Here is a 17,092-nt window from a genome sequence, read left to right on the forward strand (position 1 = left end):
CCCATGCGCCGGGCGCGCTTTTGAAAACTGGGTAAGATAAATTCCATCATGTCCCGTTACAACACACCTTTTGAGATCCACGTGCACGGCGAAGTGCCTTTGCGTGTGGACGTTACCTTTGAGCAGCTGCAGGAGGCCCTGAAGCCGCTATGGAAGTACGCGGGTTCCAAATCCCTGGCGGCCGCCGCCGCTAGCGCCTATGAGGAAGAGCCGGGCATCCGCTTCGACGTCCAAAAGCATTTGCTGCAGATGTGCTGGACAGTGCCGGGCGATGAAGACTTCCGCCAGGCGCTCGACGAAATGTGCATGGGCCTCAACGATCTTGCCGAGGCGGGCGCGCCCATCGAAGTGACGTTTTACGATTCCGACTTCGATGAGGACGAAAGCGACGAGGATGAAGAAGCGCGCGATGACTTCGCGATGTACTTCGTCGGCCCGACCCCGGCCGCCATCATGCAGGTCCAGCGCGACTTGCTGGTGCAGGACATGATTGGCCTGATGGAGCGCCACTTCGACGGTTCCGAGCTCGGTGAGGTCGTCGCGGCGGTCGACAAGCTGTTTGAGCAGCGCTTTGACGCCTTGGTCAACTCCATGCAGCTCGGCAAGCCGCCACGCGGGCTGGGCGGGCCGCAGGGCGGCTCAGGCCACGGCGGCGGCCGCAAGCCGAGGCACCTGCACTAAGTAGTGCACTAGGGCGTGGAAACGCCGCAGAGGGCCGTGGCGCTCTGCGGCTCCCCGGGAAATCCCAGGCCGCGCAGGTAGACGTCAATCGCGCACTGGCCCACTTCCAGCAGGTCAAAGGCCTGAGGGTCCAGCAGCCAGTTCTGGATGATTCCGTCAATGAGGGCATGCAGGCCCTGCGCGCCCACTGATGCCGGCACCGGCAAGGTCAGGCTCATCTGGCCAGCGGCGGTTTCCATGCCTTGCTGGATGCGTTCCAGAAAGCCGTTGCGCACCGCGAGGTGGCGCAGACGAACCGCCTGGAGCTCCTCCACATATTCGACTTTCTGCGTCGCGACCTCAAACACCCGGCGGGTCTGCGCGTCGGTCACGATCTGCCTCAGGGCATTGACGGTGGAGAGCCGTATCCGCTCTATCGCGTTGAGGCCGGCTTCGCCCGGGGTTTCCTGTTTTTCGTTCTCATGGTTGAAGGACTCCTCCAGGGGCAGCGTGACCCGCTCCATCATCGCGTTGAACAGGTCCGCCTTGTCCTTGAAGTGCCAGTAAACGGCGCCGCGGGTAGCGCCCGCGCGCCGGGCAATGTCCTGCAGGCTGGTGCGCGATACCCCTTGGCATTGAAACAAGTGCTCAGCCGCATCCAGCAGCTTGTGGCGGGTGGCCAAAGCTTCTTCTTTTGTTCGACGGGCCATTGACTGCCTCCAAGGTAAATTCCGGGTAAATCCCCGGATTTTTGTTATACATTCATAAATGTATGTAAACTATAACACTCGCAAAAACCCTTATTCTTTTCGTTTTCGGTGAATGAGCTTTGCCTCAATTACCGACTGCCTCTCCCGCTTTGCGCTTTTTTCCCAAAATTTCGAGGAATAGCATGCCCAAGTCTCGCGTTGCCCCTTCATTTGTACCCCCTCAACTCCTGAAATACCAGCCTCTTGCTGTCGCAGCGGCACTGGCCTTGCTCCTGGCCGGATGCGGCAAAGGCGGCGGCGCACCCGGCGGGGCGCCGCCGCCAGCTGAAGTCGGTGTGGTCACGGTCACCCAGGGCGACGTGGGCCTGATCACCGAACTGCCAGGCCGCCTGGAAGCGTCGCGCGTCGCCGAAGTCAGGGCGCGCGCCGCCGGCATCTTGCAGAAACGGCTGTTTCGCGAGGGTAGCGACGTCAAGGAAGGCCAGCAGCTGTTCAGCATTGATGCCGCACCCTACGCGGCCGCGGCCGCCAGCGCCAAGGCCAGCCAGGCCCGCGCCGAAGCCAACCTGGCGCAAGCCACCTCGCTGGCCGAGCGCTACAAGCCGCTGGTCGAGGCCAACGCCGTCAGCAAGCAGGAATACGCCACCGCCGTGGCCGCGCAGAAACAGGCCGAAGCCGACGTGGCCGTGGGCAAGGCCAGCGTGCAGACCGCCAGCATCAACCTGGGTTATGCGTCGGTGACGGCGCCGATCTCGGGCCGCATCGGCCGCGCGCTGGTGACCGAAGGCGCGCTCGTCGGGCAGGGCGAAGCCACGCAGCTCGCGGTGGTGCAGCAAATCAACCCCATGTACGTCAACTTCACGCAATCGGCGCCCGAAATCATGAAGCTGCGCGCCGCGATGGACAGCGGCCAGTTCAAGCGCGCCAGCGGCGCCGAAGCCGCCAGCGTGCGCGTCGTGCTTGAAGACGGCAGCGAATACGCGCGTCCCGGCCGCCTGCTGTTTTCCGACCTGACGGTGGACGCCACGACCGGGCAGATCACCCTGCGCGCCGAAGTCCCTAACCCCGGCGGCCAGTTGCTGCCGGGCCTCTACGTGCGCGTGCGCCTGGAGCAGGCGCAGGCCAGCAACGCCGTCACCTTGCCGCAGCAGGCCGTCACGCGCACGGCGCAGGGCGACACCGTCATGGTGGTGGGCGCCGACGGCAARGTCAGCCCGCGCACCATCAAGATCGGCTCGGCCCAGGGCAACCAGTGGGTGGTGCTGGACGGCCTGAAGACCGGCGAGCAGGTCATGGTCGACGGCTTCCAGAAACTGCAGCCCGGCGCCACCGTCAAGCCCGTGCCGTGGCAGGCGCCCGGCGCCAAGCCAGCGGCTGGCGCGGCCTCCGCCCCGGCGGCGCCGGCATCAGGCGCATCCGCCGCGAAACCCGCCGTTTCCGCAGCATCCGCGGCAGCGAAGTAAGGAGCCCAGCACATGGCCAAGTTTTTCATTGATCGGCCGATCTTTGCCTGGGTGATCGCATTGTTCATCCTGGTGATGGGCGGCGTGGCGATCACGCAGCTGCCGATCTCCCAGTACCCGCCCGTGGCGCCGCCCGCCATCGTCGTCAATACCGCCTACCCGGGCGCTTCGGCCCAGACGCTGGAGGACAGCGTGCTGTCGGTGATCGAACGCGAAATGAACGGTTCGCCCGGCCTCATTTACATGGAGTCGGTTGCGCAGGCCGACGGCACCGGCAGCATTACGCTGAGCTTTGAGCCCGGCACCAACCCCGACCTGGCGCAGGTGGATGTGCAGAACCGGCTCTCGCGCGCCTCGCCGCGCCTGCCCGCCGCGGTGACGCAGCAAGGCGTGCGCGTCGACAAGTCGCGCTCCAACTTCCTGCTGTTCACCATGCTCTCGTCCGACAATCCGGCGCATGACCCCGTTGCGCTGGGCGACTATGCTTCGCGCAACATCGTGCCTGAACTGCAGCGCGTCAAAGGCATCGGCCAGGCCCAGCTGTTCGGCAGCGAACGCGCCATGCGCATCTGGCTGGACCCGGCCAAGCTGCGCGGCGTCAGCCTCTCGGCGAACGACGTCAATACTGCGATCCGCGCCCAGAATGCCCAGGTATCCGCCGGCAGCATCGGCGACCGGCCCAATGTGGCGGGGCAGGGCATYGCGGCCACGGTGGTGGTCAACGGCCAGCTCGCCAACGTCGAGCAGTTCGGCAACATCGTGCTGCGCGCCAATACCGACGGCTCGGCGGTGCGCCTCAAGGACGTGGCACGCATCGAACTCGGCGGCCAGTCTTACGCGACCTCGGCGCGCCTGAACGGCAAGCAGGCCATCGGTATCGGCGTGCAGCTCGCGCCCAGCGGCAATGCCCTGGCCTCGGCCAAGGCCGTGCGTGAGAAGATGACCGAACTCGAGCGCTACTTCCCGCAAGGCATGAAGTGGAGCATCCCCTACGACAGTTCGCGCTTCGTCAAGATCTCGATCTCGCAAGTGGCCGAGACGCTGTTCGAGGCGGTGGCACTGGTGTTCCTGGTGATGTTCCTGTTCCTGCAGAACTGGCGCTACACCATCATCCCGACCATCGTCGTGCCTATCGCGCTGCTGGGCACCTTTGCCACGCTGCTGGCGCTCGGGTTCTCAATCAACGTGCTGACCATGTTCGGCATGGTGCTGGTCATCGGTATCGTGGTGGACGATGCGATCGTGGTGGTCGAGAACGTCGAGCGCATCATGACCGAGGAGGGCCTGCCGCCGCTGGAGGCCACTCGCAAAGCCATGGGCCAGATTTCGGGCGCCATCATCGGCGTGACCGTGGTGCTGATTTCGGTGTTCGTTCCGCTGGCTTTCTTCGCGGGCTCGACCGGCAACATCTACCGCCAGTTCTCGGCGGTGATGGTCTCGTCCATCGCCTTCTCGGCCTTCATGGCGCTGTCGCTCACGCCGGCGCTGTGCGCCACGCTGCTCAAGCCGGTCGAGGCCGGGCACCATCACGCCAAGACCGGTTTCTTCGGCTGGTTCAACCGCGGTTTTTCGCGCACGGCCAAGAGCTATGAAAGCGTGGTCGCGCGCATCCTCAAGCGCGCGGCGCGCTACCTCATCATCTACGTGGCCATCATCGGCGCGGTCGCGGTGGTCTACCTGCGCCTGCCCACCTCTTTCCTGCCCAACGAAGACCAGGGCAACCTGCTGGTGAACGTGCAGCTGCCGCCGGGCGCGACCTACGAGCGCACGCTCTCGGTGATGCAGACCGTTGAAGGCTTCATGCTCAAGCAGCCCGAAGTCGAAAGCATGGTCGGCGTGCTGGGCTTCAGCTTCTCTGGCCAGGGCCAGAATGCCGCGCTCGCCTTCGTGACGCTCAAGGACTGGAAGGAGCGCGACGGTGAACAGCATTCGGCCAGCGCCGTGGCGGGCCGTGCCTTCGGTGCGCTCATGGGTGTGCGTGACGCCTTCATCTACCCCCTGAGCCCGCCGCCGATTCCTGAATTGGGCACGGCTTCGGGTTTCAGCTTCCGCCTGCAGGACCGCGGCGGCGCGGGCCACCAGGCCCTCGTCAATGCGCGCAACCAGTTGCTGGGCCTGGCATCCAAGAGCCCGGTGCTCGCGCAGGTGCGCCCCGACGGCCTGGAAGACGCGCCCCAGTTGCAAATCGACATCGACCGCGACAAGGCCAATGCGCTGGGCGTGACCTTCGACTCGATCAACTCGGTGCTGTCCACCTCGCTGGGCTCCAGCTATGTGAACGACTTCCCGAACCAGGGCCGCTTGCAGCGCGTGGTGGTGCAGGCCGACGCGCCGGCGCGCATGCAGCCCGACGACCTGCTCAGGCTCAACGCCAGCAACAGCAAGGGCCTGCCTGTGCCGCTCTCGGCTTTTGCCAGCACGCGCTGGATCACCGGCGCGATGCAGACGGTGCGCTACAACGGCTACCCCGCGATGCGCATAGGCGGCAGCGCCGCGCCGGGCTACAGCACCGGCGCCGCGATGGCCGAGATGGAAAAGCTCGCGGCCCAGTTGCCGCAGGGCTTCGGCTTTGAATGGACCGGCCAGTCGCGTGAGGAAAAACTCGCCGGCTCCCAGGCCACGCTGCTCTACGGCTTCGCCATCCTGGCGGTGTTCCTGTGCCTGGCCGCGCTGTACGAGAGCTGGAGCATTCCGCTGGCCGTGATCCTGGTCGTGCCGCTGGGTGTGATCGGTGTGCTGCTCGCCACCTTGTTCCGCAGCTACGCGAACGATGTGTACTTCCAGGTCGGCCTGATCACCATCATCGGCCTGTCGGCGAAGAACGCGATTCTGATCATCGAGTTCGCCAAGGACCTGCAGGCGCAGGGCAAGGGCGTGATCGAGTCTGCCCTGGCGGCCGCCCACCTGCGGTTCCGCCCCATCGTCATGACCTCGCTGGCCTTCGGCCTGGGCGTGGTGCCGCTGGTGATCGCCTCGGGCGCCGGCTCCGCGAGCCAGCGCGCCATCGGCACCGGCGTGATCGGCGGCATGATCACCGGCACGGCCCTGGCAGTGATTTTTGTCCCCGTGTTCTTTGTCGTGGTGCGCGGCCTCTTCAAGGGCAGCGAACGGCAAAACAGGATGTATTCCGAGCATGCCAAAGCGGCAGGCATCACCGGAGAGGAAGGAAATGAAGGCAAGGCCCATGACTAAGACAAGGCTCCCACACTTTCTGGCGCTGGCCGCGGCTGCAATGCTGGCCGGCTGCTCGATGATCCCGAAGTACGAACGGCCGGCCGCCCCGGTGGCCGACCAATACCCCACCGCCTCGGGTTGGATCGCAGAGTCGGCGCAGACACAACCCACCGCCAACACGCCGGCCGCGGCCGACATCGAGTGGCAGGCGTTTTTCAGCGACCCGCAATTGCGCAAGCTGATCGACGCGGCGCTGCGCAACAACCGCGACCTGCGCATCGCCGTGCTCAACATCGAGCAGGCGCGTGCGCAGTACCGGATCCAGCGCGCCGACCAGTTCCCGACCATCAACGCCGGCATCACCGGTTCGCGCCAGCCCAACGCCAACGGCAACGGCAGCATCACCAGCGCCTATACGGGTGGGTTGATCATGACGTCCTACGAGCTGGATTTCTTCGGCCGCGTCGCCAGCCTCAAGGAGGCAGCACTGGCGCAATACCTGGCGACGGAAGAAGGGCGCAAGACTACCCAGATCAGCCTGATCGCCGCGGTGGCCAACACCTACCTGAGCCTGCTGGCCGACGAGGAGCTGCTGGCGATCACGCAACAGACGCTGGCCACGCGTGAAGAATCCTTCAAGCTCAGCAAGCTGCGTTTCGACAACGGCGTCACTTCCGAGCTGGACTTCCGCCAGGCCGAGTCGCTGACCGAGGCGGCCCGTGTCTCGCTGGCCCAGCRGGTGCGCCAGCGCGCGCTGGACCAGAATGCACTGACCTTGCTGATCGGGCAACCCCTCACCGGCGAGCTGGCCGTGGCCCTGCCGGCCGGCAAAGGCCTGGCCGATGCGCCCCTGATGGTCGACGTGCCCGCGGGCCTGCCTTCCGACCTGCTGACCCGGCGCCCCGACGTGCGCCAAGCCGAGCAGCTGCTGCTGGCCGCCAATGCCGACATAGGCGCAGCGCGCGCGGCCTTTTTCCCGCGCATCTCGCTCACGGCCAGCGCCGGTAGCGCCAGTTCGCACCTGAACGGCCTGTTCAAGAGCGGCTCCTACGGCTGGACCATGGCGCCGCAGCTGATCCTGCCTCTGTTCGACGCGGGCCGCAACCGTGCGGGCCTGGATTCGGCCAACGCCGGGCGCGACATCGCCATCGCCCAGTACGAGAAGTCCATCCAGACGGCTTTCCGCGAAGTGGCCGATGCCCTGGCCGGCCGCGCTACCCTGGGTGAGCAGTTGCGCGCCCAGCAGGCACAGGCGAATGCCGAGGCCACACGTTTCAAGCTGGCGGACCTGCGCTACCAGAACGGTGTGGCCAGCTACCTGGACCAGCTCGACGCGCAGCGCGCATTGTTCACCGCGCGCCAGGCCGTGGTGCAGACCCGCCTGGCCCAGCTGCAAAGCCAGGTCACGCTGTACAAGACGCTGGGCGGTGGCTGGAAGGAGCCGCCTCCCGAGCCGGCCCTGAGCCTGAAGTCCGACACCCAGCTCAGCCGCTGAAGCCGGTCGTCGTTAAATCAGCCCGCTCCCTGTTCAAAGGGGGCGGGCTTTTTTATTCCCGGCTGCGGCTGAGGTCGCTGTGCGCATCCCGGAATTGGGATTCATTTGTTAGCAGGTGTGCCGAATGTATCCATGCCCAGGCCTGCCATGCGGGGTCTCTCAAGTGACAAGGCACGCTAATTGCTGAAGGGTTACTCCCTACGGAGCGGCCTCCGGGGCGGCGGTATATTCGCGCCGACCGACAGGCCAAACGTCTGGCCACCCCCACGGGAGGCGAGACGCTCCATCCACCACGGCGGGCCACAAGCTCGCCAGTTTTATTCAAGGAGTGCAACCAGCATGAACCCAAACTGGACGATGAAAACCCTGGCCGGCGCTGTGCTGCTGGCCTTCGCCGGCCTGGCCGCCGCGGCCACGGTGCCCGCCGGCGTGAAACTGCATGAGACCCAGGAGCTGGTCCGCAACAACGGCTCCGAGCCCGAAACCCTGGACGCCGCGCTGGCGACCGGCGTTCCGGCCAATAACGTGATCCGCGAGATGTTCGAAGGACTGTGCGCCGCGGACAACAACGGCAAGATCGTGCCCGGCGTGGCCGAGAGCTGGAAGCAGGTCGACCCGCAAACCTGGGTCTTCAAGCTGCGCAAAACCGCCAAGTGGTCCAACGGCGACGCCGTGACCGCAGACGATTTCATCTACAGCATGCGCCGCTTCGTCGACCCGGCGACAGCCTCGAAGTACGCTTCCACCTACGGCGTCTTCCTGCTCAATGCGAAAGAGATCATCGAAGGCAAGAAACCCGTCACCGAACTGGGCGTCAAGGCCGTCGATCCCTACACCCTGGAAATCAAGACGCCTTTCCCCGTCAGCTTCCTGCCCGAAGTCGTGTCCAACCCCCAGCTGGCGCCCCTGCACAAGGCCACCATCGAAAAATTCGGCAAGGACTGGACCCGGCCCGCCAACATGGTGAACAACGGCGCCTTCTCGTTGAAGGACTGGCAGGTCAACAGCAAGATCATCCTGGCCAAGAATCCCACGTACTGGGATGCCAAGAACGTCCAGCTCACCAAGATCACCTACCTCTCGGTCGAGGACGGCAATGCCGACGTCAAGCTTTATGAGTCGGGCGAGAACGACTGGGTCTACCAGCTCCCGCCCGGGACTTACGACAAGTACAAGGCGCAGTACCCCAAGGAAATCCGCAACACCGACATGCTGGGCCTGCGCTACTACTCGCTGAACAACGCGGACCCGGCCCTCAAGGACATCCGTGTGCGCAAGGCGCTGTCGATGGCGCTGGACCGCGACATCCTGGCGCAGCGCGTCACGGCCGACGGGCAGACCCCGGCTTATGGCGTGATCGTCAAGGGCACCTCGGGCGCCGACGTCACCGTCTACGACTGGGCCAAGTGGCCCGCCGACAAACGCATTGCCGAAGCCAAAAAATTGCTGAAGGAGGCCGCGCTTCCCCCCGGCACCAAACTCAAGTTCTCCTACAACACCAGCGACTATCACAAGAAGATGGCCATCTTCGCGGCCTCCGAGTGGAAGACCAAGCTGGGCCTGGACGTCGAACTCGACGCCATGGAGTTCAAGGTCCTGATCAAGAAGCGCACCGACAAGGACTACCAGATCGCCCGCAACGGCTGGATCGCCGACTACAACGACGCCACTACCTGGCTCACGTTGGTGCAATGCGACTCCGACCAGAACTACCACAACAGCTGCAACCGCAAGGCCTCCGCGCTGATCGACGAAGGCAACCAGCAACTGGACCCGGCCAAGCGCAAGGTGCTGCTGACCCAGGCGGCGAAGATGATCATGGAAGACTATCCCATCATCCCGCTGTTGCAGTACACCGTGCCGCGGCTCGTGAAGCCCTATGTGGGCGGTTATTCGACCACCAACGCGCTGGACCGCTACCGCGGCAAGGACCTGTACATCGTCAAGCACTGATGACGGCCGTGGGGCCGGCGCCGCCGCGCGCCKGCCCGTCCCTGATCCGCTTCTTCCATTTTCCGAAATATTCTGATGCCTTGCAGGCGGTTCAGGGCTAAGCTGTACCCGGCCCACACCTTCATGCGCTCACACTGACTAGCCCGGAGATTCCCCATGTGGTCTTACACCTTCAGGCGCATCCTGGCGACGATCCCGACCTTGCTGGCCGTCGTCACCGTCTGCTATCTCCTGCTGCACGGCACGCCGGGCGGGCCCTTTGACGACGAGCGCAAGGTCTCCGCGGCGGTGCTGGCCAACCTCCAGGCCAAATACCACCTCGACCTGCCGCTGTGGCAACAGTACCTGTACTACCTCAACAGCCTGCTGCACGGCGACCTGGGCGCGTCTTTCCGTTATGCCGACTGGTCGGTCAACGAGCTGGTGGCCAAGGCGTTGCCGGTGTCCGCGGCGATAGGCGGGGGCGCCATCCTGATCTCGCTGTTTGTCGGCGTCTTCCTCGGTACCATGGCCGCCCTGCGGCAGAACAGCGCTATCGACTATGGAGTGATGCTGCTCGGCAACGCGGRCCATGTGTTTCCCTCCTTCGTGATCGGCCCGGTGCTGATCCTGGTGTTCGCCGTCTGGCTCAAGGTCGCGCCGGCCGGCGGCTGGGACGACTTCTCGCCGCGCTTCATGGTGCTACCCATGCTGCTGCTGATCTTCATCAACGTGGCGACCATAGGGCGCGTCATGCGCGGCAGCCTGATCGAGGTGTTGCACAGCAATTTCATACGCACAGCGCGCGCCAAGGGCCTGCCCACGCGCACCATCATCCTGCGCCACGCCCTCAAGCCCGCGCTGCTGCCGGTGGTGTCCGTCATGGGCCCACTGGCGATTTCATCGATCACTGCGGCCATCGTGACCGAATCGGTGTTCTCGCTGCCCGGCATCGGCAAGCTCATCGTCAACGGCGCGGCCAACCGCGACTACACACTGGTGCTGGGCCTGGTGGTGCTGGTGACCGTGATCGCCGTGACGCTGAACCTGCTGGTCGACCTGGCCTACGCCTTGCTTGACCCGAAGATCCGCTATTGAAGCCACTTGAAGCGAATCCCATGCTGTTCAGGAACAAAGACAAACAAGACCGGCTGGCCGCGGCGCTGGGCAATACGCTGCGAACGGCGCCGGCCGACATCGCGGGGCGCAGCCCCTGGGACGATGCGCGGACGCGCTTTTTGCGCAACAAGGCGGCGGTGTTCAGCCTGTGCCTTCTCACCTTCATCACCCTGGCCTGCATCGCCGGGCCGTGGCTGCTGCCGCATGCCTTTGACGCTGCCGACTGGGACGCCATGAGCCTGCCGCCCACGCTCAAGAATGCGCATTTTTTCGGCACCGACGAGTCGGGCCGCGACCTGCTGGTGCGCAGCCTGGTCGGCGGCCGCGTGTCGCTGATGGTGGGCTTCCTGGCCACGCTGTCGGCCGTCACGCTGGGCATTGTCTGGGGCGCCACGGCGGGCTTTTTGGGCGGCAGGGTGGATGCCTTCATGATGCGCGTGGTCGACATGATGTATGCCGTGCCCTACCTGCTGATCGCCCTCCTGATGGTGACCATTTTGGGGCGCGCCTTCTACCTGGTGGTGATCACCATCACGGTGTTCTCCTGGATGGACATGGCGCGCGTGGTGCGCGGCCAGACCCTGTCGCTGCGTTCGCGCGAGTTCATTGAAGCCGCGCGCGCCCTGGGTGTGCCGACGCGGCGCATCATCTTCCAGCACATCGTTCCCAACCTGCTGGGCATCGTGGTGATCTACACCACGGTCACCGTACCGGCGGTGATCCTGGTGGAGTCGGTGCTGTCTTTTCTGGGGCTGGGCATCCAGGAGCCCATGACGAGCTGGGGCGTGCTGATCCACGACGGCGCCTCCGTCATGGAGGTCTCGTCCTGGATGCTGCTGTTCCCGGCCGGCCTGCTGTCGCTGACTTTGTATTGCTTCAACTACATCGGGGACGGCCTGCGTGATGCGCTGGACCCCAAGGAACGCTGAGCCACGCCATGAGCCTGATTGAAGTCAAAAATCTCGGCGTCCAGTTCCAGACCCAGGACGGGCTGGTCTACGCCGTCAACGGCATCAACTTTTCACTGGACCGGGGCCAGACCCTGGGCATCGTCGGCGAAAGCGGCTCCGGCAAAAGCCAGAGCGTGCTGGCCATGATGGGCCTGCTCGCCAGCAACGGCAAGGCCACCGGCCAGGCCCTTTACCAGGGCCGTGACCTGCTGGCCATGAAGCCGGCCGAGCTCAACAAGATACGCGGCAACCGCGTGGCCATGATCTTCCAGGATCCGATGACCTCGCTCAATCCCTACCTGACGGTGGAGCGGCAGATGACCGAGGTGCTGCAGTTCCACAAGGGCCTGGACCGCAAGGCGGCGCGCGCCCGCTCGGTGCAACTGCTCGACGCCGTCAAGATTCCCGATGCGGCGGGCCGCATCAGCCTGTACCCGCACGAGTTTTCGGGTGGCATGCGCCAGCGCGTGATGATCGCCATGGCCTTGCTGTGCGAGCCCGAGGTGCTGATCGCCGACGAACCCACGACCGCTCTGGACGTGACGGTGCAGGCGCAGATCATCGCCTTGCTGCGGGACTTGCAGCGCGATTTCGGCACTGCCATTGTCATGATCACGCACGACCTGGGCGTGGTGGCGGGCCTGTGCGACGAGGTGATGGTGCTTTACGGCGGGCGCGTGATGGAGCAGGGCAGCGCCGACAGTATTTTTTACCGCGCCTCGCATCCCTATACCGTCGGCCTGCTGGGCGCGATCCCGCGGCTGGACGCGGAAGAGGAAGTGCTGGTCGCCATTCCGGGCGCGCCGCCCAATATGGCGAAGCTGCCCAGCGGCTGCCCGTTCAGCGAGCGCTGCACCCTGGCCAGCGCGCAATGCGTGGACCTGCTGCCCGCGCTGCTGCCGGCCGAACACGACCCGGCCGTGCTGCGGGCCTGCCACCGGTCCGTGCAGGCTGTCTCTGAGCTTGCGGTGAAGGAGGCCAGTCATGCGTGAGGCCGCTCCACCCATCCTTTCGGTACGCGATCTCAAGGTGTACTTCAAGATCAAGGCGGGCCGCGCCTGGCCGTGGTCGCCGGCCCGCACCCTCAAGGCCGTGGACGGCATTTCTTTCGACATCCATGCGGGTGAAACCCTGGGCGTGGTGGGCGAATCGGGCTGCGGCAAGTCGACGCTTGCGCGCGCGGTGCTGAACCTGATCCCGGCCACCGCCGGCAGCATTGTCTGGATGGGCCGGGAGATGGCGGGGGCCTCCAGCGAAACCTGGCAGGCCGCCAGGGCCGACATCCAGATGATCTTCCAGGACCCATTGGCTTCGCTGGACCCGCGCATGACCATTGCGCAAATCATCGCCGAGCCCTTGCGCACGCACCGCCCCGCCATGCCCGAGGCCGAGGTGATGCAGCGCGTGAAAGCCATGATGGGCCGCGTCGGCCTGATGCCGCAGCAGATCAACCGCTACCCGCACGAGTTCTCCGGCGGCCAGTGCCAGCGCATAGGCATTGCGCGCGCGCTGATCCTGGAGCCCAAGCTCATCATCTGCGACGAGCCGGTSTCGGCGCTSGACGTTTCCATCCWGGCGCAGATCATCAACCTGCTCAAGGAGCTGCAAAAAACCATGGGCCTGGCGCTGATCTTCATCGCTCACGACCTGGCCGTCGTCAAACACATCAGCGACCGCATCCTGGTGATGTACCTCGGCCATGAGATGGAAGTGGCCCACAAAAAAGCGCTGTACGCGGCGCCGCGCCATCCCTACACCCGGGCCCTGCTGTCGGCCATCCCGATTCCCGACCCGGCGCTGGAACGCAAAAAAGTCATCCAGCTGCTGCAGGGCGATTTGCCTTCACCCATGGCGCCGCCTTCGGGATGCGTGTTCCGCACGCGCTGCCCGCTGGCGATTGCGCGCTGTGCGGAAGAGGTGCCGGCGCTGCGCCGGCTGAGCGAGCAGACGGAAGCGGCCTGCCTGCTGGCCTGAAGCGCTTAGCGGCGGGTCACCGAAGGAAGCACAGGTAGACCGCAAAAATGGCGACCAGCCACAGGGTCTCCGCCACCATCAGCGCCATGGGCCGCCAGCCGAGCTTGACCAGTTCCTCGAACGAGGTCTTGATGCCCAGCGCCGCGATGGCGACCACCAGGCAGATGCGCGAGACCTGGCCCAGCGCCTCGTTGAGCCGCGGCGTGACCACGCCCAGGCTGTTGGCCAGCACCAGCGCCATGAAGCCGACCAGGAAGAAGGGCAGCAGCGGTGTGCGCGGGCCGGCATCGCCGGTGCCGCTGCTGCGCCGCCGCCAGTACCAGGCCAGCACCGCGACCACGGGCACCAGCAGCGTGACACGAAACAGCTTGACGATCACCGCGACGTCGCCGGTCTCGTGCGACATCATCAGGCCCGCGCCCACGACCTGCGCCACGTCGTGGATGGTGCCGCCCAGGAAGATGCCGGCGCCGCTATCGTCCAGCCGCAGGATTCTGGCCAGCAGCGGATAAGTGACCATCGCCAGCGTCGACAGGCCGGTGACGCCGACCACGGTCAGCAGCGTGTGGCGCTCGTTGTCCTGCGTTTTGGGCATCACTGCCGCCACGGCCAGTGCCGCCGAAGCGCCGCAGATCGACACGGCCGCGCCGCAGAGCAGGCCGAAGTCGGTGCTCAGGCCCAGGCGCCGCGCCAGCCAGGCGCCCAGCGCGATGGCGCTGGCGATGGCGATCACGGCGGTGGCCAGCGGCCCTATGCCCAGCTGCCCGATTTGCGCCAGGGTGATGCGCGCGCCCAGCAGGGCCACGCCTATGCGCAGCAGCGTCCTGGCGCAGAACTCGATGCCGGGCTTGCAGCGCGCGTCCTGGTACAGGAAGTGAAAGGCCAGGCCGAACAACAGCGCGTAAAGCAGCTGTGGGCCGCCGTAGTGCTCGGAAAGAAAAGTTGCCGCCAGCATGATGAGCAGCGGTAGAGCCAGGCCGGGCCAGAGGCTGCGGGCGTGGAGGAGCCAGGGGCGCGCAGGGCTGGGCATGGTCGTGCAAACCTCGTGGAAAAAGCGAAGGGGGAAAGCGCCGCGGGAGGCGCGAGTGAGTAGGGGGTCGAGAACCCCGATGGTCAGGCTTGCAGTGCGGCGAAACTCTGCTGCAGATCGGCCAGCAGGTCGGCCGGGTCCTCGAGCCCGATGTGCAGCCGGATGATTTGGCCGCGGCCCGACCAGTCGGTCACGCTGCGGGCATTGCGCAGGTTGGCCAGCGTGACCAGGCTTTCATAGCCGCCCCAGGATGCGCCCAGGCCGAACAGCCGCAGGCCGTCGATCAGCCGCTCGGCGGCGGCCTGGTCGAAGCCGTGTTGAAGCTCGAAAGACAGCAGGCCGTTGGTGCCCTTGCAGTCGCGCTGCCAGAGGGCATGGCCCGGGTCGCCGGGCAGGGCCGGGCAGAACACGGTGGCCACCTCGCTGCGCGCCTGCAGCCAGGCCGCCACTTTCAGCGCGTGGCTTTCATGCAGGGCCAGCCGCGCGGCCATGCTGCGCGCGCCGCGCAGCACCAGGTAGGCGTCGTCGGGGCTCACCGTCATGCCGAAGGCGTCGCTGCGCTCGTTCAGCGCCTGCCACGCGGCCTGCGTGGTGGCGACGGTGCCCATCATCACGTCGGAATGGCCCGACAGGTATTTGGTGGCCGCCATGACGGACACGTCGGCTCCCAGCGCCAGCGGCCGGTATTGGTGGCCGGATCCCCAGGTGTTGTCGGCCACCAGCAGCGCCCCCCGCGCATGGGCGATGGCCGCCAGGCGCGGCAGGTCGCACATTTCATAGACCAGCGAGCCCGGGCATTCGGTGTAAACCATGCGCGTGCCGGCTTCCATTTTTTCTTCCACGTCGCTGCCGTCGGCCGCAAAGAAGGTGCAGCGGATGTTGTAGGGCGTGAGGAAGGAATCGACCAGCTTGCGCGCCGGTTCGTAGACGCTGTCCGACATCAGCACATGGTCGCCGGGCTTGAGGTAGGCCAGCAGCGTCATCGCGATGGCGGCCAGGCCCGTGGGGAAYAGCCGGGTGCGATACGCGCCTTCGAGTTCGCTGACCAGGTCTTCCAGCGCGTAGTTGGTCGGGTTGCCGCGGGCCCCGTAGGTGAACACGCGCTCCTCGCCGCGCCGCTGGCGCATCTCGCGCTGGTGCGCCGTGCTGTCGAACAGCACGGTGCTGGCGCGCACCACGGGCGGGTTGACCGGCCGCCCGCCCTCAAAGGCCGGCTGCTTGCCGGCGTGAACCAGGCGGGTCAGAGGGGAAGCTGCCGGCGGCGATTTTTTGTTCATGTCGGGAAAGCCTTGGTGAATGAGCGATCAGTCTAGCTTGGCGCCCGACAGTTTGACGACGCGCGACCAGCGGGCGATGTCCGCCTTGAGCTGCGCGGCAAAGGCCGCCGACGTGTTGCCGACCACTTCGCTGCCGCCGTCGGTGATCAGCTTGCTGACTTCCGGCGTCTTCAGGGAACGCACGATGCTGTCGTGCAGGTAGGCCACGCGCTCGGGCGGCGTGCCGGCCGGCGCGAAGAAACCGTACCAGTCTTCAAAGGTGGTGTTCTTGTAGCCCAGCTCTTCGAGCGTCGGCACCTTGGTGAACACGCCGATGCGGCGCGGGCTGGTGACGGCCAGTGCGCGCATCTTGCCGTTCTGGATGAAGCTGGACACGGAGGCGGTGGAGGTGATGAGCACGTCCACCTGGCCGCCCAGCAGGTCGGTGATGGCCGGCGCTGCGCCCTTGTAGGGAACGTGGGTCATGCCGATGCCGCTGTCTTTTTCGAGGACCACGCCGACCAGGTGCGAGAGCGTTCCGTTGCCGGGCGTGGCATAGGTGACACGTCCGCCGGGGGCTTTGGTCTGCGCGGCCAGGTCGGCGAAGCTTTTGAGCGGCGAATTGCTGGGCACCACGAGCACCAGCGGCGCGGCGTTGATCTGGGTGATAGGCAGGAAATTTTTCAGCGGGTCGAAACCGGGCGATGCATACAGCGTGGGGTTGACGGCCATCAGCGACACCTGGCCGGTGAGCACGGTGTAGCCGTCGGGTTTGGCATCGGCCACGGCCTTGGCGCCAATGTTGCCGCCGGCGCCGCCGCGGTTGTCGACGATGGCGGTCTGGCCGGTGATGTCGGACAGGCGGGTGGTCACAAAACGCGTGGTGGCGTCATTGCCGCCGCCGGCAGGGAAGGGCGACACGAACTTGATGGCCTGGTTCGGGAAACCGCCGACCTGGGGCATGGGCTGCGCGGAAGCCGCGCCGTGTACGGCGAGCAGGGCGCAGCAAAGCGAGGCGGCGGTGAATTTCAGCTTGGCAAACATGGGGGCTCCTGAATGGATGGAAGCAAAAAGTGAAAAAGAAAAATGAGATCGCCGGGCCGGCGGGGCTCAGGCGTGTGCGTGCGCGGCCGTGGCGTCCGGGAAGTGAAACGCCTTCAGTTCCAGCGCGTCCAGCTGCCCGATGAGGTTGACTTCCCAGGCGAGGTACTGGCGCGCCGCTTCCTTGTTGCCGTCGTGCCGGTCGTGCACGAAGAACAGGTAGTCGATGCAGTCGCTGTCGGCCGGAATGTTTTCGGAAGCCTGCAGCGGCAGGCCGGCCTGCTGCCA

Annotated in this window: 14 protein-coding genes; 9 read left to right on the forward strand and 5 right to left on the reverse strand. The window is 65.7% G+C overall.

Features of this window, described 5'->3' with window-relative positions; genetic code table 11:
• Nucleotides 1–48 precede the first annotated feature (48 nt).
• Nucleotides 49–681: a DUF6806 family protein gene (locus AC1D0P_RS08660; protein ID WP_477654564.1), complete on the forward strand. Its 633-nt coding sequence runs from the start codon at nucleotides 49–51 to the stop codon at nucleotides 679–681.
• Between the two features lie 8 nt (nucleotides 682–689).
• Here AC1D0P_RS08660 and AC1D0P_RS08665 read toward each other — a convergent pair whose 3' ends face one another.
• Nucleotides 690–1,370, reverse strand: a complete 681-nt coding sequence (locus tag AC1D0P_RS08665; protein ID WP_477676366.1) for a TetR family transcriptional regulator — start codon at nucleotides 1,368–1,370, stop codon at nucleotides 690–692.
• A 182-nt stretch (nucleotides 1,371–1,552) separates the two neighbouring features.
• On the opposite strand from AC1D0P_RS08665, the gene AC1D0P_RS08670 reads away from it, so the two are divergent.
• From AC1D0P_RS08670 to oppF, 8 genes are all read left to right on the forward strand, one after another.
• Nucleotides 1,553–2,833, forward strand: coding sequence for an efflux RND transporter periplasmic adaptor subunit (locus AC1D0P_RS08670; RefSeq protein ID WP_477676367.1), 1,281 nt, complete (start codon nucleotides 1,553–1,555; stop codon nucleotides 2,831–2,833).
• 12 nt (nucleotides 2,834–2,845) lie between these two features.
• Nucleotides 2,846–6,025 (forward strand): efflux RND transporter permease subunit, encoded by a 3,180-nt coding sequence (locus tag AC1D0P_RS08675; protein WP_477676368.1) that lies wholly within the window; start codon nucleotides 2,846–2,848, stop codon nucleotides 6,023–6,025.
• Nucleotides 6,018–7,502, forward strand: coding sequence for an efflux transporter outer membrane subunit (locus AC1D0P_RS08680; RefSeq protein WP_477676369.1), 1,485 nt, complete (start codon nucleotides 6,018–6,020; stop codon nucleotides 7,500–7,502). The genes AC1D0P_RS08675 and AC1D0P_RS08680 overlap by 8 nt, the downstream gene beginning before the upstream one ends.
• Nucleotides 7,503–7,841: 339 nt before the next feature.
• Nucleotides 7,842–9,455 carry a peptide ABC transporter substrate-binding protein gene (locus tag AC1D0P_RS08685; RefSeq protein WP_477676370.1) on the forward strand — a complete coding sequence of 538 codons (1,614 nt, stop codon included), beginning with the start codon at nucleotides 7,842–7,844 and terminating at the stop codon, nucleotides 9,453–9,455.
• 156 nt (nucleotides 9,456–9,611) lie between these two features.
• Nucleotides 9,612–10,532: an oligopeptide ABC transporter permease OppB gene (gene oppB, locus AC1D0P_RS08690; RefSeq protein WP_477676371.1), complete on the forward strand. Its 921-nt coding sequence runs from the start codon at nucleotides 9,612–9,614 to the stop codon at nucleotides 10,530–10,532.
• Between the two features lie 20 nt (nucleotides 10,533–10,552).
• Complete coding sequence (locus AC1D0P_RS08695; RefSeq protein WP_477654571.1) at nucleotides 10,553–11,482, forward strand: ABC transporter permease subunit; 930 nt, start codon at nucleotides 10,553–10,555, stop codon at nucleotides 11,480–11,482.
• 8 nt (nucleotides 11,483–11,490) lie between these two features.
• On the forward strand, nucleotides 11,491–12,495 hold the full coding sequence (locus tag AC1D0P_RS08700) for an oligopeptide/dipeptide ABC transporter ATP-binding protein (RefSeq protein WP_477676372.1): 1,005 nt from the start codon (nucleotides 11,491–11,493) through the stop codon (nucleotides 12,493–12,495).
• Nucleotides 12,488–13,477 carry a murein tripeptide/oligopeptide ABC transporter ATP binding protein OppF gene (gene oppF / locus AC1D0P_RS08705; RefSeq protein ID WP_477676373.1) on the forward strand — a complete coding sequence of 330 codons (990 nt, stop codon included), beginning with the start codon at nucleotides 12,488–12,490 and terminating at the stop codon, nucleotides 13,475–13,477. Before AC1D0P_RS08700 ends, oppF begins: the two co-directional genes overlap by 8 nt.
• Nucleotides 13,478–13,493: 16 nt before the next feature.
• Here the strand turns inward: oppF and AC1D0P_RS08710 are convergent, their stop codons facing one another.
• The 4 genes from AC1D0P_RS08710 to AC1D0P_RS08725 form a co-directional block, all read right to left on the reverse strand.
• Complete coding sequence (locus AC1D0P_RS08710) at nucleotides 13,494–14,507, reverse strand: YeiH family protein (protein WP_477676374.1); 1,014 nt, start codon at nucleotides 14,505–14,507, stop codon at nucleotides 13,494–13,496.
• Nucleotides 14,508–14,590: 83 nt separating this feature from the next.
• Nucleotides 14,591–15,784 (reverse strand): cystathionine beta-lyase, encoded by a 1,194-nt coding sequence (gene metC / locus AC1D0P_RS08715; RefSeq protein ID WP_477676375.1) that lies wholly within the window; start codon nucleotides 15,782–15,784, stop codon nucleotides 14,591–14,593.
• Between the two features lie 27 nt (nucleotides 15,785–15,811).
• Entirely contained in the window at nucleotides 15,812–16,807 is a 996-nt protein-coding gene (locus tag AC1D0P_RS08720) for a Bug family tripartite tricarboxylate transporter substrate binding protein (protein WP_477654576.1), read from the reverse strand.
• A gap of 66 nt (nucleotides 16,808–16,873) precedes the next feature.
• A partial coding sequence (locus AC1D0P_RS08725) for a rhodanese-like domain-containing protein (RefSeq protein WP_477676376.1) occupies nucleotides 16,874–17,092 on the reverse strand: 219 nt, incomplete at its 5' end.

The organism is Polaromonas sp. P1_G2 (assembly GCF_056405515.1).

Excerpts from the sequence above, each read along its gene's own strand:
- AC1D0P_RS08720 (WP_477654576.1), bottom strand. The coding sequence starts at position 16,807 with ATGTTTGCCAAGCTGAAATTCACCGCCGCCTCGCTTTGCTGCGCCCTG.
- AC1D0P_RS08660 (WP_477654564.1), top strand. The coding sequence starts at position 49 with ATGTCCCGTTACAACACACCTTTTGAGATCCACGTGCACGGCGAAGTG.
- AC1D0P_RS08685 (WP_477676370.1), top strand. The coding sequence starts at position 7,842 with ATGAACCCAAACTGGACGATGAAAACCCTGGCCGGCGCTGTGCTGCTG.
- AC1D0P_RS08710 (WP_477676374.1), bottom strand. The coding sequence starts at position 14,507 with ATGCCCAGCCCTGCGCGCCCCTGGCTCCTCCACGCCCGCAGCCTCTGG.
- AC1D0P_RS08665 (WP_477676366.1), bottom strand. The coding sequence starts at position 1,370 with ATGGCCCGTCGAACAAAAGAAGAAGCTTTGGCCACCCGCCACAAGCTG.
- AC1D0P_RS08700 (WP_477676372.1), top strand. The coding sequence starts at position 11,491 with ATGAGCCTGATTGAAGTCAAAAATCTCGGCGTCCAGTTCCAGACCCAG.
- AC1D0P_RS08695 (WP_477654571.1), top strand. The coding sequence starts at position 10,553 with ATGCTGTTCAGGAACAAAGACAAACAAGACCGGCTGGCCGCGGCGCTG.